Source organism: Micromonospora sp. KC213 (genome assembly GCF_004348325.1).
Lineage (GTDB): Bacteria > Actinomycetota > Actinomycetes > Mycobacteriales > Micromonosporaceae > Micromonospora.
In genome coordinates, this window is sequence record NZ_SMKF01000315.1 from 1 (window position 1) to 2,444 (window position 2,444).

The 2,444-nt window shown below is 69.7% G+C and carries 2 protein-coding genes; both read right to left on the reverse strand.

The window, feature by feature from the left end:
- Positions 1-17: 17 nt before the first annotated feature.
- A complete protein-coding gene (locus E1166_RS30180; protein ID WP_132263457.1) occupies positions 18-311 on the reverse strand; it encodes a DUF503 domain-containing protein in 294 nt (97 codons plus the stop codon).
- A 90-nt stretch (positions 312-401) separates the two neighbouring features.
- The coding region (infB, locus tag E1166_RS30185; protein ID WP_132343203.1) for a translation initiation factor IF-2 at positions 402-2,444 on the reverse strand (2,043 nt) is incomplete at its 5' end.

Consider the following 2,444-nt stretch of genomic DNA (forward strand, 5'->3'; position numbering starts at 1 on the left):
GACAGCGAGGGTGGGGGTCAGTCCTCGGGGCCGTGCAGGCGGCGGCGTACCGAGAGCAGTTCCACCTCGGGACGGGTGGCGACCAGGCGTTCGCACGAGTCCAGCACCTCGCGGACGTGCGACGCCTCGGCGGCCACCACGGCACACCCGATCTCGGCCCGACCGTGCAGGTCGAGCGCTCCCACCTCGGCGGCCGACACCTCGAAACGGCGCAGCGCCGCCACGATCGGCCGTACGTATGATCTCTTGGCTTTGAGCGACCGGGAGTCGCCCGGCAGCAGCAGGTCGAAGACCGCGGTTCCGGTGAACATCGCCCCGGACATTACGGTCACCTCCGGACACGATCAAGGGGTTTACGCCGGTACCGGCGTAAACCCCTTGATCGTTGTGTCAGCCCGGGATCAGGCGCGCGGCTTCTCCCGCATCTCGAAGGTCTCGATGATGTCGCCGACCTGGACGTTGTTGAAACCGCCCAGCGTCAGACCACACTCGAAGCCCTCGCGGACCTCCGTCGCGTCGTCCTTGAACCGCTTGAGGGAGCTGATCGTGAGATTGTCCGCCACGACCGCCCCGTCCCGCAGCAGCCGCGCCTTGGCGTTGCGGCGGATGATGCCGGAGCGGACGATGCAACCGGAGATGTTGCCGACCTTGGACGAGCGGAAGACGTCGCGGATCTCCGCGCTGCCCAGCTCGACCTCCTCGTACTCCGGCTTGAGCAGCCCCTTGAGCGCGGCGTCGATCTCCTCGATGGCCTGGTAGATGACGGTGTAGTACCGAATCTCCACGCCCTCGCGGTCGGCGATCTCGCGGACCTTGTTGGCGGCCCGCACGTTGAAGCCGATGATCGTGACCGCCTCGGACGAGGCGCTGGCCAGCATGACGTCGCTCTCGGTGATCGCACCCACGCCCCGGTGGATGATCCTGAGCTGGACCTCCTCCGGGATGTCGAGGTTGAACAGCGCGTCCTCGAGGGCCTCCACGGAACCGGAGACGTCGCCCTTGAGCACCAGGTTGAGCGAGGTCTTCTCGCCCTCCTTGAGCTGCTCCATGAGCGTCTCGAGCGTGGCCCGGCCCCGGGAGTTGGCGAACGAGGCCGCCCGCCGCCGTGCCTGCCGCTGCTCGGCGATCTGGCGCACCGTCCGGTCGTCGGCGGCGGCCAGGAAGGTGTCACCCGCACCCGGGACCGCGGTCAGACCGAGCACCAGGACCGGACGGGCCGGACCGGCCTCGACGACCTGGTTGCCGTTCTCGTCGAGCATCGCCCGGACCCGGCCGTGCGCCCCACCGGCGACGATCGAGTCGCCCGCCCGCAGGGTGCCCTTCTGCACCAGCACGGTCGCCACCGCACCACGGCCCTTGTCCAGGTGCGCCTCGATGGCCACACCCTGCGCCGGCCCGTCGATCGGAGCGGTCAGCTCCAGCGACGCGTCGGCGGTGAGCAGAACCGCCTCAAGCAGGTCGTCGATGCCGATGCCCGGCTTCGCGGCCACGTTGACGAACATGGTGTCGCCGCCGTACTCCTCGGCGACCAGGCCGTACTCGGTCAGCTGCTGGCGGACCTTGTCCGGGTTGGCCTCCGGCTTGTCGACCTTGTTGACCGCGACCACGATCGGCACCTCCGCCGCCTTGGCGTGGTTGAGCGCCTCGATGGTCTGCGGCATCACACCGTCGTCGGCCGCGACGACCAGCACCACGATGTCGGTGACCTGGGCACCACGGGCACGCATGGCGGTGAACGCCTCGTGACCCGGGGTGTCGATGAAGGTCACCGCGCGGTCCTCGCCCTCGTGCGGCACGTGGACCTGGTAGGCGCCGATGTGCTGGGTGATGCCTCCCGCCTCGCCGGCCACCACGTTCGCCTTGCGGATCGCGTCGAGCAGCTTGGTCTTACCGTGGTCGACGTGACCCATGACGGTCACCACCGGCGCACGGCTGACCAGGCGGTCCTCCGCGACCTCGGCGTCGAGGTCGATGTTGAACTGCGCGAGCAGCTCGCGGTCCTCGTCCTCCGGGCTGACGATCTGCACGTCGAAGCCGAGGTGCTCACCCAACAGCAGCAGGGTGTCGTCGGAGCAGGACTGGGTCGCGGTGACCATCTCGCCCAGGTTGAACATCTCCTGGACCAGCGAACCCGGGTTGGCGTTGATCTTGTCGGCGAAGTCCGACAGCGAAGCGCCACGGGAGAGCCGGACGACCTGACCCTGACCTCGGGGCGCGCCCGAGCTCATGGTCGGGGCCGACAGGTTGTCGAACTCCTGTCTGCGCTGCTTCTTGGACTTGCGGCCCCGGGTCGGCCGGCCACCCGGACGCCCGAAGGCACCCGCGGCACCGCCGCCACGGCCACGACCGCCACCACCGGGGCGACCACCGCCACCGGCCGGAGCACCCGGACGGAACCCGCCGCCCGGAGCGCCGCCACCGCCACCGCCACCGCCACCGGGGCC